This is a genomic window from Algibacter sp. L3A6, assembly GCF_009796825.1.
Lineage (GTDB): Bacteria > Bacteroidota > Bacteroidia > Flavobacteriales > Flavobacteriaceae > Algibacter.
The window spans coordinates 2,330,099-2,346,206 of record NZ_CP047030.1 but is presented as its reverse complement, the minus strand read 5'-3'; the positions used below and the strand labels follow the sequence as shown (position 1 = coordinate 2,346,206).

The window sequence follows — 16,108 nt, the reverse complement described above, 5'->3', positions numbered from 1 at the left end:
ATTTTATAACAATAAACCTTTCTTATAAAAAGAAATTCCAAACCACACCAAAACGTATTGAGAAATCTCGATACGGATAATTAGGTGCCGAATAATAATCGTACCCTGTAAAGGCTGCATTAAAATGTTCTGCTTTTAAATAGATTCGAGTTTGACGTATTTTAGCATTTAAGAAGAAATCTAACCTAGGAAACTCCCCTATCTCTTGTTCGTTTTGCACATAAAACTCCGCTAAAACAGGATCGTAAGCATTCATGTTGTACTTTGAGAAATAATTTAAGGTTACACCTGTTTGAAGAAACAACGCCTTTTTAAACAAATGGCTAGAATAATAGAGTGTGCTACGTAAGTTTAATTCAGGTACATTTAAAACACCTTCACCATTTGTAACATTTTGGTACATAAAGGTATTATTTAAAGCAAACTTTCCGACTTTAATTTCTTTATCCAGCTTAGCTCTTAAATAATTTATAGTGCCACTGTATTGTGTTGGCGCTACCAACTGAGTTGTTTCATCTAAATGGAAATAAGCATAGTCACTAATGGTAGAATAATCGACACTCAAGTTAACTAGTTTATCCGATTTTAATTCGAAAGCCAATTGTTGCGTTTCTGTATTATTAAAATTATTTATCCAGTTGTAGTTTAAATAATCACTTTGAAACAGCAAGAAGTTGAAATTTGGTGCTTTAGAGCTATGATTAAGCGATGCAATAGCTTTGATATCATCGTTTAATTTGAAACTAGCCTGAGCCTTCAAAAAGTTTCCATCAAAATCTCCAGACACGTTTAATCCTACTTCACCTAAAAGATCGAAACCTTTGTATTGTTTATGGTATTTTCCACCAGCCGATAGAATATCACCTTTAATACGGTTGGTTATTGTAGTCCCGTTTAGAACAACGATTTTATCATAACCGTAATTATAATTATCATAACCTAAATTGAACTGTACATCACCAAGAATATTGTTGCTATAATTTAATTGAAATTGATTGTGAAAATGTTCTAAAGTTGCACGATCTTGTAAACTTGAACTTTTAAAAGCTTCACCAAAAATATCGGTTTCGGCACTAGATTGGCTGTATTCAAAATACTTATCTTCAAACGAAACAACTTGACCTAAACTTAAATTATTACGAGACAATGAGTCTTTTTGATTTATAAAAGCATATTTGTGTTCTAAATGAAAACGCTTTGCTTTTAGCATACTTTCGGCATCTTCGAAGTTCACTTCTAGAATAGATCGATCTATAAATTCCTCATCACCAGACTCAAAATACTCAACACTCTCATCTTGAAGCCCTCCGTTTTCCTCGTTGTATAAATCTTGGGTTACAATATGGCCGCGTGCTTGGTATCTATCATTCTCAGACCGATAATTTGATGTAAACCTAAAGTTACCTGTACTTGTAATAATGTGTTGGTATTTACCAATGGAACGCATGCCTTTATAGGCTATGGAAAAATTAAAACGCGGACTTGTATTTACAGTAAAAAATGCATCGAGTAACTGCCCTTGTTCAAAGGCTGTTTTATACATTAATTCTGTTAACGGTGTTGGTACGCGGTAGTAATTAATATCTTCAATTTCCATGTAATTGAAATGCCTAGCGCGTGCACCCAAATTTGGCACTAAATCGGTGTTTTGAAAATTATAAGTTAAGCTATTGTAAGTTTGACCTAAGTTTGAAAAGGCTATTAAACCGAAATTATCTTTTCTTAAATAATTGAATCTATAATCTTTTTTTATAGATAGCGTTGTATCTACGAATGTTGTATCGTTTTCGTGAGAGATGATAAGGTAGTCCTGAATTTTCGGTTTCTCTTCTTTATCTTTTTTCCCGCCTTCAGAATTACTTTTCCTGGTACTTGTGCTATCTGTGCTTTTTTTTGAACCTCCTCTTCCTTCTTGAAATTCTTGTCTAGAAATTTGGGCGTTTAATACATTAAACACCAACAAAAAAAGAAATGATAGAACTAATTTATTCATAAATACAAAAATCTTGCTTTGGTTTTACTTTCGCAAATATTACCGCTGCAAATGTAAATACAAAATATGATAACGCTTAAAAATGCTGATAATTATTTATTACTTCTTTTTATTAATAAAAAAGCCGATTAAAATTAAATTAATCGGCTTTTCAAATTAACTATGCCGGTCTAAAGGAGCAATAATAATTTAAAACATTTCGTAATAAAAAACGCTCTAAATTAAAATTAACTTAGAGCGTTTCTTTTATAGAATTAATATATAATTTTAAAAATCGTAATAATTAGTATTATATGTAGGCTCGTCTGCATTAATTAATGAGAACGTCCCATTAGAATAGGCTAGCAAACCTCCAGTATCTGCAATATAATAACCAGACTCACTACCTAATATAACTTCGATTAGATCAACTAATAGAGCATCATCCTCTGCTGATGCATTGGTATCTCCTGTTAATGTAAAATAGACTTTACCATCCTCTTTTATTTCATAAGTAAAATCATACCAAACAGTATAAGCTAAATCCCCTGTAGCTCCATCTGCAATATAGAATTGTATATATGACAAGCTACTATCTAAATCACGTAAGTAGTATGTAGAAGTGTAATATACATAGCCTGTACCCACGTAAAATTCCCACTGCTCGTCTAACCAGAAATTATTAAACTTAGTACTCGATTTTTCTAGTTCTAAATAATTATATCTTCCATTTCCATCAAGTCCAAAATCGTATGGTTTTAATGGGCCTGGAATATCTTGATAAACAATTTTTAATCCATCGGCATCGTTAACATAAATTAAATCATCTTCATCAAAAACAAAACTAGTAAGCAACGTTCCATTAACTTCTACTTCGTTTAAAAAATAAAAGCCTTCTGCCGTAATTACAATTGGAGACGTTATAGATTGAAAATCTCCATTTTCATCAAAATAAGAAATAGTTGCTATTCTAGATTCTGAATCAAAATCGAAAGAAGCTATAGTCTCATCATTCAATAAAACATTTCTAAAAGAACTTTCAGTAAAATTGGTAGCTATATTGGTAACAGATGCATAGATATTTGTTAAATCCAAATCTTCTACACTAGCTCTGTTTAGAGTTAAAATTGTTACATCATCACCGTAATCTAATTTACTTTCTAAAACAACTTCATCTTCTGTTGCTGATAAAATATTAAATACAAATTCACCACCGTTATTGTTATTATACAATGAGAATATTTCACTAAATGCAGAAGTTGATTCGAATACTAATTCTATTTTTAAAGTTTTACCTAAGCGATAGGTTAGTGTATTATTATACGCTCCAGCTTCATAATCTGAATCTACAGTAACATCACCATTAGTTTCAAAATCAATAAGCATAGTGTAAGCTCCAAAATTTGCATTTGGCGAATAATAACCAATCCATCCATTTTCTGGAGCAGTAAGCACATCTACGTACTCTGAAGTTAGTGCATCCGTCCGTTCGTTAATTGATTGGTCAAAAAGAGGTTCTACCTCGTTCTCTGAACAAGAAGTTACAACTAGTAACAAGATAAAAACACCTAAAGACGCTAGTAATTTATTTAATTTCTTCATTTTTTATATTTTTTATTATCCTTAAATGATTAAAGTAATATATTTTAATCTTCAGGAATTCCATTAATTTCTATTACTTTATCTAACCTTGTTTGTACAGTTTCCTTAACAGCTAATAGATCTACATTAAAGTTACTCTCATAAAAATCGACTACTAAATCAACTTTTTGAGCAATAAGTTGACGACCTTCATTCAACTCTCTACAGTTTACAATAGCATCTGATGTTGTATACGTAGAACAGTCTTCTTGAGTAATAAAATCTTCATTAAACGTATCTTCATCTACAACTAAGAAATGAGAAATAATTTCACAAAAATCTTCAAACTCATTTAAAGTTCCATAATTTCTAACCATACCTAATTTAATAGCATCATCTCTAGTAACTCCATTACTCCACCCATTACCTAAGTAAGATTCTGAAATAGTATTGAAACCAACAGGTATTCCATAAGTTTGATGAACAATATGAGAAAACTCGTGATGTAAAGTTGCTAAAACACCTCCACTTGGATCTGCCATCCAGCTTCTATTTTGAAAATCTAGAGCATTCATATTTAAAATAGTTACTCTAGCTCCACCCTCTGCAAAACCTAATTTTATGGTACCATCGTCATTATAAATATATGATCCCATGTATACTATTTCTGCTGGAAATAATTCTTCAATAAAGGCTGTAGCATCATCTCCTGTAGACGCATAAGAATCTGCCCATAAATAATCAATCATTTTAGTGGCAGGTATTACTAAATCTGCATCAATTGGTGTTGCTCTTTCCGATGGATCTATAAAATTATCATTCCATCTCCATCGAACAGCTGTTCCATAAAGTTCAAACATACTTTCTCCATTATTATCGTATAAAAACTGATCGTTCTCACTCGAAACATCTGGATCGCTAGGAGCTACATAGTTCGTATTAGCGTCATCGGACACACATTGATAAAACAATGCTATCGATAACATGAGTACTATTGATTTTAATATATTTTTCATATAAAATTTCTTTTTGTCGTTATATTATCTTGGGTTAGCTTCAATGCCATTAGCAACAGATTTAGAAGGTATTTGAATTGCTTTTCTCAAATCCTCTTCACCTAAAACAAATTCATCACCGTTTACATCGGTATGTGTAACTTCTAGACTTAGTCGCTTAACATCAAACCATCTTAAACCTTCGGCTAAAAATTCCTTTCTTCGTTCTAGAAGAACAAAATCTAACATCGCTTCTTGCTCTGTGCCTCCGAAACCAGCAGTGATTTCTGCGACTGTTAGTTGCCCACCATTATCATACCTTCTTAAAGCAAAAACATTATAATCGTTTAAAGCATCATCCAGTCTATTTAATCGAACATAAGATTCCATTCTGTTTAAAATAACTTCTTCCCCTCTAATTTGCGTCATAATTATATAACCAAAACCAGTTGTAGATGTGGTATATTCAAAAAGCTCATTATACTTTGGTTGCTGTCTCGCTTGTGTACCGTAGTTGTAAAGTAAATCTCGTTTATCTCCACCACCTTGGATACTGCTTCGTACAACAGCATCAAATATTGCAGTATTCATTCTATAACCTCTGTAATATCTGTTTGAAAAACTTTCTTTACGAACAACAAAAATATTAGATGGATCATTTATTTCATTAAATTGATCGGCTATTTCTGTAGATGATGTTCCTGTAAACACATCGTCCATATCTTTTACATAAGTTGTATTAATAACACCGCTACCTAAAACTTCATTAGAATAATCGATACATTTTTGATATTCACCAGTAAACAAATAAAAACGAGATGCAAAAGCATTAGCTGCTGCTTTTGTAAAATGATATTTCCCTGTACCTGAATAATACGTATCGGCAATTAAAGGTAAGGCTTCTAGCATATCACTTTCAATCATATTATAAGTTTCCTCTAAAGTGCCTCTTTCATAACTTACTTGTAATTCCGTTTCTGGCGCAGTAATATATGGTATGCCTAACTCACCTTTATTTGTATCATTATAGTGCTGGCAAAAAACGTTTGCTAACATAAAGTGGTGATACGCTCTAGACATTAATGCTTCTCCTCTAAGTGCATTGGCATAACTAGCGTCTCCTTCTATAATTGCATCTAAAGCTTCCAAAGCTTGATTTGCATGGGCTATTGCTTGATAATTTTTTTCCCAAAAATAGGTTGGAGTATCTTGCTCTTCACTTGAGACTGCAGGAACATATTGATAATTTTCTGTCATCCAGTCTAATTGATCGTTATCTGGAATTGCTGTTACATTATCCGTTTTCCATTCAACAAAATTATATGTCCCTTCTGAATAGGCAGAAACCAATAATTCGGACACATCATCTAATGTTGTAACAGTTTGTCTATTATCTGGCACTGTGTCAAGATATTCGTCACAACCAAAGAATGAAACAATAGCTATTATTATAATTAAATTCTTTTTCATAGTCTAAAAATTAAAATTAAGAGTGAATGTGTAACTTTTTGTTAATGGCAAAGACACACCACCTGATTGGAAAAATTCTGGATCGATACCGTTTAATTTATCATCAGAATAAATTAACCATAAGTTATATGCAGAGAAACTAGCCGTTGCAGACTTTAACCATGTTCTTTGAATAAAACTTTGAGGCAATCTGTAAGTTAACTTAACATTTTTTAATCTAACAAAATCTCCATCGGCCACCCTAAGATCACTTTTGTTATAAAGATCGTATGGATTTAACCCCTGATTATCTAGGTTTTGACTTGCAATCTCAGATAAAATAGCAGGTATGTTTGTTATATTTTCATCTCCCGGTAAAGACCATCTATTTATTAAATCTCCAGGAAGTGAACTATAATCATCGTATGTCGCTTGATAAGCATCATCCAGTCTAATTTTATTACCACCTCTATAAGAGAATCCAGCTGTTAAAGACAAGTTTTTGTAATTAAAAGTATTGTTAAATCCTCCAAAAAATGTAGGTTCCGTTGGACCTTCGTATTTTAAATACTTTGTAATATCTTCTCTTTCTTGTAGGTTAAGATCTTGAATAATCCCTCCGTCTTCATCATAAAATGTAGGTATCCCGTTTGAATCTAACCCTGCAAAAGGAACAGAAAATAATGCGTTTACCGGATATCCCTCAATATTAGCTCCGTTACGACTTATTGCATCTCCAATACGATCTTGAGCTTGCCAATTAGTAATTTCACTTGTAGAATGACTAAAGTTAAAATTAGATGTCCATCTAAAGTTAGGTGTAACTATATTTGTAGTTCTTAATGTAATTTCATATCCATCACGGTCCATATCACCAATATTACCCAACTTAAGAGACTGACCACCAACACCATTAGTTTCAATAAAACCAATTAAATCTTCAGATTTTCTTTTGTAGTATTCCAATTCAATACCAACGCGATTATTGAAAAACGAAGATTCTAAACCGATATTCCATTCATATAATTTTTCGAAAGTTAATTCTCCATTTTCTAATTGATCTATTAGTAATGCAACTTCTCTTTCTGATGCTTGCGGACGCAAAGGCTCTTCTCCGTAAACAATTAAACCAGCACTAGCATTAAAAGGATTACTTCCAGAAAGACCATAAGTTGATTTAAGTTTTAATAAATTAACCCAATCCACATTATCCATAAAACTTTCGTTATGTATATTCCAAGCACCACTAACATTCCATGTTGGTAAGTAACGTGCCGCTCGCGAATTCCCTGTTCTATTATCCCCTGTATAAGTGTAAGTACCGTTTATTACATATCTAGAATCGTAAGAATAAGCTACATTAGAGAACATACCCCAACCTCTTTGTCTAGTTTCTACAACATCAAAATATTCTTCACCACGGCTATCTAAGAATCTAATAAAGTTTGGATCACTTAAAATTAATCCACCTTTATCAAACATATATCCCCAACCATCATTTTTCTCAGTTATTCTTTCGCTAGATCTCATTTCTTGCGCAAGTAAAGCACTTACTGTATGTAAACCTCCAAACGTTTTAGAGTAATCAAACTGATTTCTCATATAATAACTTGTTAAACCAAAACTTGTTGTTTTTCTAAAACCACCATTAGGCAAAACTGAATAAGGTTCTAATTCTGGTGCATCTGGATCATCAAACAAAAAGATATTACTATTTCTTATTAGTGGGTTATCTGCTCTATAAGCCTCAGCATTATTCGAGTTTTCATGTACTGTTTGTACCGCATCACTTTTATACCAACGACCGTTTAATACAGTTGTAAAATTTAAATCTTCAGTAATTTTAAATTTTAAATTCGTATTGAATGATAGATCAACAAGATTTAAGTCTACATAATTATTTTCTACTTCGTGTAAAATATTAAATGGCGCATAACTTCTTCTAAAAAATTGGCGATCTCCATTTTCATCATAAGGTGTAATACTTCTACTTGTATATAATGCATAATTAAATGGGTTAATATCAAAATTTCTTTCGAAAACACCTGTTAATGCATTGTACTCTCTGTCTTCAGAAGCTGCAATTCTTTGATCTCTAACATTTCCTGTAACTTTAAATCCTAAAGTGAATTTATCCGATAAATCGAAATCTGCATTTAAATTAGCTGTGTAGTTTTTCACATCATCTGCAACAGTTTGCCCTTCGTCTACCATTGAACTTACAGAAGCTCTATATCTTGAGGTATCTGTTCCCGAAGAAATACTAAAACTATTAGTTCTAATAAATGAATCTTTAAACAATACATCAAACCAATCGGTATTTGCATCTGCATAACGCTGAAGGTATTCGTAGTTAGGCGAACCACCTGGTCCCCAAGTAATTTCTCCATCCACAATTTTCTTAAACATATCTGAAAACACACCGTGGTTTGCTGCACTATTAGCACCAGCAATATCGATCCAACCTTTTTCGTATAATTCTTGATAAACAGACATTTCATCACCAGAACTTAAAAAGTTAAACTGATCGTAGTTAGGTTTAGCACGGCTTGTTAAACTTGATGTAAAGTTTATTGAAGGTTTTCCTGTTTTACCTCTTTTAGTAGTAATTACAATTACACCATTTAAAGCTCTTGCCCCGTACAATGCCGTAGCAGAAGCATCTTTTAAAACCTGGAAAGACTCGACATCTTCCGGATTAATACCTGCTGTAGAGGAACTTAAAATAGTATCTAAGTTACCAGAAGATATATCTTCATTAGAAATTTCAATAGCATCTTCAAGAATTACCCCATCAATAACCCATAAAGGTTTGTTTGTACCATTAATAGAAGCATTACCCCTAATCCTAATAACTGGAGCTGTACCAAATGTTCCTGATACATTCTGAATTTCAACCCCTGCAACCTGTCCTTGTAGAGCTCTACTTACATCAGCAATACCATCAAGTTTTACATCTTCGAGTTTTACTGTTGCCGCAGAACCCGTAAAAAGCTTTCTGTCAATTTTTTGATAACCTGTAATTACTACGGCATCCAAACTTTCAACATCTTCCGTCATCACGATATTGATAGTATCGGAAGCACCCACTGTAATTTTTTGCGTAGTTAAACCTACGAAGGTCGTTTTTAACACTTCGCCCGTTTCTGCATGAATGGCATAGTTCCCGTCAAAATCCGAAACAACTCCGCGGCTAGTACCTTCTACAATAACCGTAACTCCAGCAATAGGAACTCCATTTGTATCGGCAATAACACCTGAAATCGTTTTTTGTTGAGCATAAGAGAACTGATTTGAAAACACTATAAATAGCATTAACAAACATGTCAATTTTAATTTCATAAAATAAATATTTGAGTTAGTCAATCGCAAACATCTTAATATAATCTTAAAAAAACAAAGAAATCTGTTAAAATTTTAACAAAAACGCAGTATTTAGTGTTATTTGTAAATTACATATCCATAATTTGTAAAATATTGAAACCACTGCTCAAATAATAACAAAATATTATCAATGCCACAAAATCTAATTTTTTAGTGTTTTATTTCTCCATATCAATAAACAAAAGTTCATACTTTTGGAACAAAAAGAATATGCTTTTAGCAAATCACTCAAACATCATTTTAGAATGTGGCACAGACGAAGCTGGACGAGGCTGCTTGGCAGGACCAGTTACCGCTGCCGCAGTAATTTTACCTAAGGATTTTAAAAACATCATCTTAAACGATTCTAAACAGCTTAGTGAGAAAAAACGTGATATTTTAAAACCGATTATCGAGGCACATGCATTAACCTTTGGAGTTGCTCATGTTTTTCAAGAAGAAATTGACGATATAAATATATTAAACGCATCAATTTTAGCGATGCATAAATCTATTGAACAACTAGAACCACAGCCAGAATTTATTATTGTGGATGGTAACAGATTCAAACCTTTCAAAGACATCCCTTTTGAAACCATTATTAAAGGTGACGGCAAATACTTGAGTATTGCTGCGGCCTCTATTTTAGCTAAAACATATCGAGATTTATATATGGATAAAATCCATGAAGAATTCCCGATGTATAACTGGAAACAAAATAAAGGCTACCCTACTAAAGAGCATCGACGTGCCATTGCAGAATTTGGAATTACTAAATACCATAGAAAAACATTTAGGCTATTACCAGAAGTAGTTTAAACCTTGTTGGCTACCACCACTAATTAATACTTTTTTAATATTATAAAACCGAAAAATCGTAGGTTTGTAAAAATTAATTTATTCATGCGTTCTCTTTCAATAATACTTTTACTATTTATCACTTTAAGCTGTACCAATACTAAAAAAAAACGGACTAGCTTAATAGATTTTATACCAGAACATAGTACCGTTATTTTAAAAGCTAGAAACATTGAAAGTCTACAAAGTAGCATAAACAATAGTGAACTCATACAGCAGTTTTCAAAATCTAATATTTATGAGAACTTAGAAAGTAAATTCGAAAATTTAGAAGTTTTAAAATCAAATAGTCAGATATTAATCTGCTTTTCAAAAACCAAAGAAAATAGTTTAAATTACACCTTAATTACAAAGTACCACGATAGCCTATTTGTTACAGATTCTTTAAAAAATTATAAAGAAGAATCTTTCCCTTTTAAAAACAGCACCATTATAAAAAGTACACTCAACAAAAATGTATTTTTCAGTACTATTATTGATAGTGTTTTCATTGCCTCATCATCCCAAAAAACTATAGAACTAGCGTTTAATCCGCTAGCTATTGATCTAGAACAACAAAAAATTTACAAAAGCACAGATAAGAAAAATCTATCTGTAATAATCGACAGTAAAGCCAATTTTATAAAATCGATTTTTATTGAAGATTCTATCTCTTTAAAAACATTTACAAATCACTTAGCATTAGATATAGATGCTAGTCAAAACGCATTATATTTTAATGGTATCACTAAGGCAACAGATTCTACTAAAAGCTTAATAAACGTTTTTAAAAACACCATTCCGCAGGTTAATACCATTCAACATATTACACCTTCAAATAGCGATGCGTTTATGAGTTTTACTTTTAATGATTTTAAAGTTTTAAAACATAATCTAGCTCTTTTTAGAGAAAAAGACACCATAGCTAGCACTACTAATCTTTTAGATGACGTTATCGAAATTGGTGTTATTTATGAAGATGAAAAACGAGCTATCGTTCTAAATTCAACCGATATTATTGCAACTAAAGATGCCTTGCTTGCAGAACAAAATATAACAGAAACCTACAGAGATATTTCTATTTACAACTTTAGTAACTCAACTCTGTTTTCTGAAACATTTTCACCTTTAATTTCTTCAAACCAAGCTAAATTATACTGTGTTTTAGATCAGTTTTTTGTTTTTGCAGCAGATTTAGAAATGCTTCAGAACATTATCTCTAACTATCAAAACAAAACAACGTTAGGCTCTCGAAATTATTTTAAAAATGTTCAGGAAGAATTAAGCGATGCTGCTTCAATTTTGATGGTAACAAATTCAAATAGCTTAGAAACAATTATCAAGAAGAACTTAACAAAAACACCTAGCTTAAACTTAGAATCCTATAAAACATCTGCGCTTCAATTTATATACGATACTAATTTTGCGCATGTAAATGCTATAATAAAAACGAACAAAGCCAAGGCTGCAGAACAATCTATTTCCGAAGAATGGAACATCAAGCTAGATGCCGATTTACTAAATACTCCACAATTTGTAACCAACCATATTACAAAGCAAAAAGATATTGTAGTTCAAGATATTAAGAATAACTTATACTTAATTTCTAACAGTGGAAAAATACAGTGGAAAAAACAATTACAAGGTCCTGTATTGGGTAAAATTGAACAAATTGACATCTATAAAAATGGTAGATTGCAGTTCGCTTTTGCTACACCAAACCGCGTTTATATTTTAAATCGAAAAGGTAAAAATGTCTCTTCCTTTCCTTTAAAATTTAGCGATGCTATTACACAGCCACTTTCTGTTTTCGATTATGATAACAACAAAAAATATCGTCTTTTAGTAACTCAGGATAAAAACGTTTTAATGTACGATGCTAATGGAAAAATTGTAAAAGGTTTTACATTTAAAGCAGCCAACAACTCAATTATTGCGCAACCACAACACTTTAGAATTGGAAATAAAGATTATATTACCATAACAACCGAAAACAAACTTTTAATATTAGATCGCGTTGGAAAAACAAGGGTAACACCAAAAACTACGCTTTCATTTTCTAGCAAACCTATTTACATATACCTCAGTAAATTTACAACTACAACCAATAAAGGCGATTTAATAAGTATTGATACAAAAGGTAATGTTACTACGCAAAACCTTAATTTATCTACTAAAAACAACATCGCTACTACAAGTAAAACATTAGTATATCAATCGGAAAACAAATTAACCATTAGAAATAAAACCATAAACTTAGATTACGGAAATTACGACGATGCCGAAATTTTTATTCTAAACAATAAAATTTACGTTTCTATTACCGACTTACAGTCTCAAAAAACGTATTTGTTTGATAGCCAAGCTAAGTTATTGCCAAATTTCCCAGTGTATGCAAATTCTAACATAGACTTAGCAAACAGCGATAAAGATCAAAATCTAGAGTTTATTGCTAAAGGAGACGCTAATTCGGTTTTACTTTATCAAATTAATTAATCTATTCCATTAGTTTTAACTCAAACTACTCTACTTAAAAAAACGCAAATGATTACAAGAAAAAATGCCGAAATATCAAAATTCATAATTCATAAAGTTGGTAATAAATTTAACGACACTAAAAATGCATTTTCCGACAACCTCGTTGAATTTGATGAAGCTAGTTACGAGCTGATGCTCCCTTTTCTACTTCGTCCTTTTGGCAGTGTTGTACAAAGTTACCGTTTTAACCACCATGCCAATATTACACTAAACGAAATAAACAGCTACTCGGCTCAAATGTTTAATGATGAAGAAGCTTTTGTTGAAGTTTCTAAACACATTGTTACGCACCTTTACGAGCAATCGAGTTCTGCGCAAATAAAAACAGGTGATGTTTTAATTGTAATGTTTGAAGGTATAGAGTTTAGAGATATTACCACAAATGCTATTGGTATTTTTAAAATTGAAAGCAAAGTAAATTTCTTTCAAACGTATTTAGAAAACAATAGTTATGATGTTTTGGTACAAAACGGAATAAGTTCTAAAAAGGTAGATAAGGGTTGTTTAATTTTAAATCAATCTGATGGTGAAGGCAATATTATTTTAAGTGTAGACAATAATAGCTATGATGCTGCTTATTGGTTAAATCACTTTTTAAATATTAAATATGCCGATGATGCTAACAACCATACGCAACAATATATAGAACTATTAAAAGACTTCTCTACCGATGTTTTAAAACCTAATTATGGTGCTAAAGAACAAAACACTTTTTTAGCTAAATCGATAGATTTTTTTAAAGAAAATGAAATTGTAAACATCGAGCGTTTTAAAGACGAATTGTTCGAAGAGGATAAGCACAAAAAAGAATTCGACTCTTACAAAAAGGAGTTTGAAGGCGAACAAAGCTACATTATTAGAAATCAATTTGATGTTGCAGAAGCTGTTGTTACCAAAGAAAAAAGAAAGATTAAAACTGATATAAAGTTAGACACCAACATCCAAATTAAACTCGATATTGATGCGCCCGATGCCTCGGAAGAATATTTAGAACGTGGTTATGATGAGGAAAAGAAAATGCACTACTACAAAGTATTTTTTAATGAAGAAACTTAACAGTAAGTGAGAATAAAAAAATCGGCTTTTCTTTAGAGGAAAGCCGATTTTTTTTAATTTTAAATCTATAATATATCTTCTCAAATCTTGATTCTACATGCGTTCTGGAACTTGAATCCCTAATAATGAAAAAGCATTTTTTATAGTGTTTGCAACCGTGTTTGATAGTTGCACTCTCAATTGTTTTTCAACATCATTATCTGCACCTAAAATAGATACATTTTGATAGAATGAATTAAACTCCTTAACCAAATCGTAAGTATAATTAGCAATTAAAGCAGGACTGTGTTGTTCGGCCGCACTTTGTATAACTTCAGGAAATAATTGAAGTTGCTTTATTAGTTCTTTTTCTTTTGGATGTAAATCCGTGTTTTTTAAATTCGAATTTTCTAATTCTGCCTTTCTTAAAATAGATTGAATTCTAGCATAAGTATATTGAATAAAAGGCCCTGTGTTTCCTTGGAAATCGATAGATTCCTTGGGGTCAAAAAGAATACGTTTTTTAGGATCAACTTTTAAAATATGATATTTTAATGCGCCTAAACCAATTGTTTTATAAAGTTCTTGCTTCTCCTCATCAGAGTAACCGTCAAGTTTTCCTAATTCTTCAGAGATTTCTCCAGCCGTTTTAGCCATTTCTTCAACCAAATCATCGGCATCAACAACAGTTCCTTCACGACTTTTCATTTTTCCGCTAGGTAAATCTACCATACCATAACTTAAATGGTATAGATTTTTTGCCCAGTCGAATCCTAATTTTTTCAGAATTAAAAACAATACTTTAAAGTGATAATCTTGCTCATTACCAACCGTATAAACCATACCTCCAACATCAGGAAAATCTTTAATACGTTGTATAGCTGTACCAATATCTTGGGTCATGTAAACAGCAGTACCGTCCGATCGTTGTACAATTTTCTTATCTAGTCCGTCTTCTGTTAAATCACACCAAACCGATCCATCTTCTTCTTTAACAAATACGCCAGATTTTAATCCTTGCTCAACAAATTCCTTTCCTAATAAATAAGTATTACTTTCATAATATAAGGTATCAAAATCTACTCCCAAATTCTTGTAAGTAACATTAAAACCATCGTAAACCCAGCTATTCATTTCCTTCCAAAGCTTAACAACTTCCTCTTCTCCAGCTTCCCACTTTAAAAGCATACTTTGAGCTTCCAATAAAATAGGTGCGTTCTTCTTAGCTTCTTCTTCAGAGCTTCCTTTGCTAATTAAGTCTTGAATTTCTTTTTTATATTCTTGGTCAAACTTCACATAATAGTTACCAACCAATTTATCCCCTTTTAATCCTGTAGATTCCGGTGTTTCACCTTCTCCAAACTTCTGCCAAGCCAACATACTTTTACAAATATGTATACCACGATCGTTTATAATTTGAGTTTTATATACTTTTTTTCCCGAAGCTTTTAAAATTTCGGCTACACTGTAACCCAAAAGGTTATTTCTAACATGGCCAAGGTGTAATGGTTTATTCGTGTTAGGTGAAGAATACTCAACCATAACCGCCTTCTCTCCTGCCGTTGGAGCAACCAAACCATATCCCGATTCTTCTTTTACTCCATTAAAGAAATCTATAAAATACGAATCGCTAATTTCAATATTTAAAAAGCCCTTAACAACATTAAAAGCCTTTACAATGCTAACATTATCGACCAAATAGTTCCCTATAGTTTCACCAATTTGAACTGGGTTTCCTTTTACAACGCGTAACATAGGAAAAACTACTACTGTAATATCCCCAGCAAATTCTTTTCTTGTTGCCTGAAATTCTACAGTTTCTAATTCTACTTTATATGAAGATAAAACAGCTTGTTTTACTTGATTTGATAAGGTTTCTTGAAGATTCATGTCTTGTAACTTTAAGTGCGCAAAGATAAAATTTTTATTTATGCCTATTTGTAAAAACTTGTCTTAATATATAAAAGTAAAAACAAGTTGTTTGACACAAAAAAAGAAACATTATTTGTAAGCATAAACCTATGTTTTTAAAGGGATTACTAAGAAAAGAGTTCTAAAATAATTAGCTATATAAATTGTATTTCATCAGTATTTATGGCTTTTTAACTATTCGTCGAATATTCGAAAAAACTTAAGTCGTATTTCATCTAATATATTGGCAATAAGCCCTAAAAATTAGATTATAAACATGGTTTTTATAAAATTAGCAACGTAATGCTATTACAACAAAAAATAAATTAATTTTTATAATACCTAACCAACAGTTCTCTAGTAGCCAAAACAACTATAACCGCTCTCAATACTACACGGTTGTTTTATAGTTTAGCTTAAAAGTGAT

9 protein-coding genes are annotated in these 16,108 nt (G+C 31.6%); 3 read left to right on the top strand and 6 right to left on the bottom strand.

All coding sequences use genetic code 11. The features are described from left to right. Window positions 1-22: 22 nt before the first annotated feature. The 5 genes from GQR98_RS09815 to GQR98_RS09795 form a co-directional block, all read right to left on the bottom strand. Window positions 23-1,993: a putative porin gene (locus GQR98_RS09815; protein WP_159019341.1), complete on the bottom strand. Its 1,971-nt coding sequence runs from the start codon at window positions 1,991-1,993 to the stop codon at window positions 23-25. Between the two features lie 267 nt (window positions 1,994-2,260). Further along, window positions 2,261-3,574: a DUF4302 domain-containing protein gene (locus tag GQR98_RS09810; RefSeq protein WP_159019340.1), complete on the bottom strand. Its 1,314-nt coding sequence runs from the start codon at window positions 3,572-3,574 to the stop codon at window positions 2,261-2,263. Window positions 3,575-3,618: 44 nt separating this feature from the next. After that, on the bottom strand, window positions 3,619-4,569 hold the full coding sequence (locus tag GQR98_RS09805) for a substrate import-associated zinc metallohydrolase lipoprotein (RefSeq protein WP_159019339.1): 951 nt from the start codon (window positions 4,567-4,569) through the stop codon (window positions 3,619-3,621). A gap of 24 nt (window positions 4,570-4,593) precedes the next feature. Further along, window positions 4,594-6,018: a RagB/SusD family nutrient uptake outer membrane protein gene (locus tag GQR98_RS09800; protein WP_159019338.1), complete on the bottom strand. Its 1,425-nt coding sequence runs from the start codon at window positions 6,016-6,018 to the stop codon at window positions 4,594-4,596. Window positions 6,019-6,021: 3 nt separating this feature from the next. Further along, the gene (locus tag GQR98_RS09795; protein ID WP_159019337.1) at window positions 6,022-9,339 is read right to left on the bottom strand and encodes a SusC/RagA family TonB-linked outer membrane protein; all 3,318 of its coding nucleotides are present in this window, start codon (window positions 9,337-9,339) and stop codon (window positions 6,022-6,024) included. Window positions 9,340-9,591: 252 nt separating this feature from the next. Between GQR98_RS09795 and GQR98_RS09790 the strand changes: the two genes are divergently transcribed. From GQR98_RS09790 to GQR98_RS09780, 3 genes are all read left to right on the top strand, one after another. Then, the gene (locus GQR98_RS09790) at window positions 9,592-10,179 is read left to right on the top strand and encodes a ribonuclease HII (protein ID WP_159019336.1); all 588 of its coding nucleotides are present in this window, start codon (window positions 9,592-9,594) and stop codon (window positions 10,177-10,179) included. Window positions 10,180-10,263: 84 nt separating this feature from the next. Then, window positions 10,264-12,693, top strand: a complete 2,430-nt coding sequence (locus tag GQR98_RS09785; RefSeq protein WP_159019335.1) for a ribonuclease HII — start codon at window positions 10,264-10,266, stop codon at window positions 12,691-12,693. Window positions 12,694-12,741: 48 nt separating this feature from the next. After that, complete coding sequence (locus GQR98_RS09780) at window positions 12,742-13,791, top strand: nucleoid-associated protein (RefSeq protein WP_159019334.1); 1,050 nt, start codon at window positions 12,742-12,744, stop codon at window positions 13,789-13,791. Window positions 13,792-13,884: 93 nt separating this feature from the next. On the opposite strand, the gene argS is transcribed toward GQR98_RS09780, so the two are convergent. Beyond that, on the bottom strand, window positions 13,885-15,660 hold the full coding sequence (gene argS, locus GQR98_RS09775) for an arginine--tRNA ligase (protein WP_159019333.1): 1,776 nt from the start codon (window positions 15,658-15,660) through the stop codon (window positions 13,885-13,887). Window positions 15,661-16,108: the final 448 nt, after the last annotated feature.